This is a genomic window from Negativicoccus succinicivorans (assembly GCF_018373335.1).
In the GTDB taxonomy this organism is placed as follows: Bacteria; Bacillota; Negativicutes; order Veillonellales; family Negativicoccaceae; genus Negativicoccus; species Negativicoccus succinicivorans_A.
This window is the reverse complement of the sequence record NZ_JAHAHH010000149.1, coordinates 1-1,007: the sequence shown is the minus strand read 5'-3', so window position 1 is coordinate 1,007 and position 1,007 is coordinate 1. Positions and strand designations below refer to the sequence as shown.

Sequence of the window (1,007 nt, the reverse complement as noted above, 5' to 3'; positions counted from 1 at the left end):
TGTCAAATATGAAACCATAAAAATGGTGATTGACTTTATGCATGGAAAAGCGAAAATAATTGTGCATACAACTCCCTTGTGTTACATTGTTACAAAAGGGGGTTAGCATGAACGCAACAATAACAGTGCGCTGCACTGCAACGGAGAAACAGGCTATTATCGCTTATGCGCGGCTTCGTCATAAGAGTGTTTCGGCAATAGTGTTGGAATCCGTGCTGGCGCAAATGGAGAACGCGGAAGACTATGAATCGGCTCGGATGGCAGCGAACGAACCGACTATAGACATGAAAACCCTTGCGAACGATTGCGAATTCGATTATGAAAAGGTATAAAGAAATTGCAATAAATCTTTTTCAAAGGGGGAAATGACATGGACGAATATAAAATCGAACTGAGCCCGTCAATGATGATTTTTGAGCGCGAGGTAGTTGTGGAACTGATTGCCGCAGTATCCGGATTTTGTTTTCGGAAATGGACTTTACAAAAACAACCCGTTCCGGAATATATTAATATGTTTATTACACGCATAGAACGATATCGTGAAACGGCTTTGCACACGGACAGTCTGGAAGAACTGTTGAAGATAAAGTACCAGGCGAAACTGGTTAAAGACGTTTTGGAAGGCTTGGATGGACTCCACTGAATAAAAGTTATCCGAGGAGGGAAATGCCATGGACGAATATAAAGTTGAACTGAGCCCGTCAATGATGATTTTTGAGCGGGAGGTAGTGGTGGAACTGATCGCCGCAGTATCCGGATTTAGCGATCGACATTGGTTACAAAAAAATAAGCCGATTCCTGAACATCTGCTGCTATTTATCGAAAAAATTCAAGGTTATCGCGAAACGGCGTTAGACACGGATAGCCTTGAAGAGCTGTTAAAAATCAAATTTCAGGCAAGCTTAGTGTTAGAGGTCTTGAATAAACTTTATGAATTACACAAAATCTGAAATAAACGAACAAGTTGAAATCCTTTACCGACGACTTACCCGGAGCAAATCGCCGTC

General features: G+C 41.7%; 3 protein-coding genes. All 3 read left to right on the top strand.

The features are described from left to right. Window positions 1–107 precede the first annotated feature (107 nt). From KH813_RS06845 to KH813_RS06835, 3 genes are read left to right on the top strand one after another with little or no spacing between them, the layout of a single operon-like run. Window positions 108–332, top strand: coding sequence for a DUF6290 family protein (locus KH813_RS06845; RefSeq protein ID WP_303994586.1), 225 nt, complete (start codon window positions 108–110; stop codon window positions 330–332). A gap of 38 nt (window positions 333–370) precedes the next feature. Then, window positions 371–643: a hypothetical protein gene (locus tag KH813_RS06840; protein ID WP_303994585.1), complete on the top strand. Its 273-nt coding sequence runs from the start codon at window positions 371–373 to the stop codon at window positions 641–643. A 28-nt stretch (window positions 644–671) separates the two neighbouring features. Next, complete coding sequence (locus KH813_RS06835) at window positions 672–950, top strand: hypothetical protein (protein ID WP_303994584.1); 279 nt, start codon at window positions 672–674, stop codon at window positions 948–950. Window positions 951–1,007 lie beyond the last annotated feature (57 nt).

Coding starts and splice junctions, on each gene's coding strand:
- KH813_RS06835 (WP_303994584.1), top strand. CDS start 672: ATGGACGAATATAAAGTTGAACTGAGCCCGTCAATGATGATTTTTGAG.
- KH813_RS06840 (WP_303994585.1), top strand. CDS start 371: ATGGACGAATATAAAATCGAACTGAGCCCGTCAATGATGATTTTTGAG.
- KH813_RS06845 (WP_303994586.1), top strand. CDS start 108: ATGAACGCAACAATAACAGTGCGCTGCACTGCAACGGAGAAACAGGCT.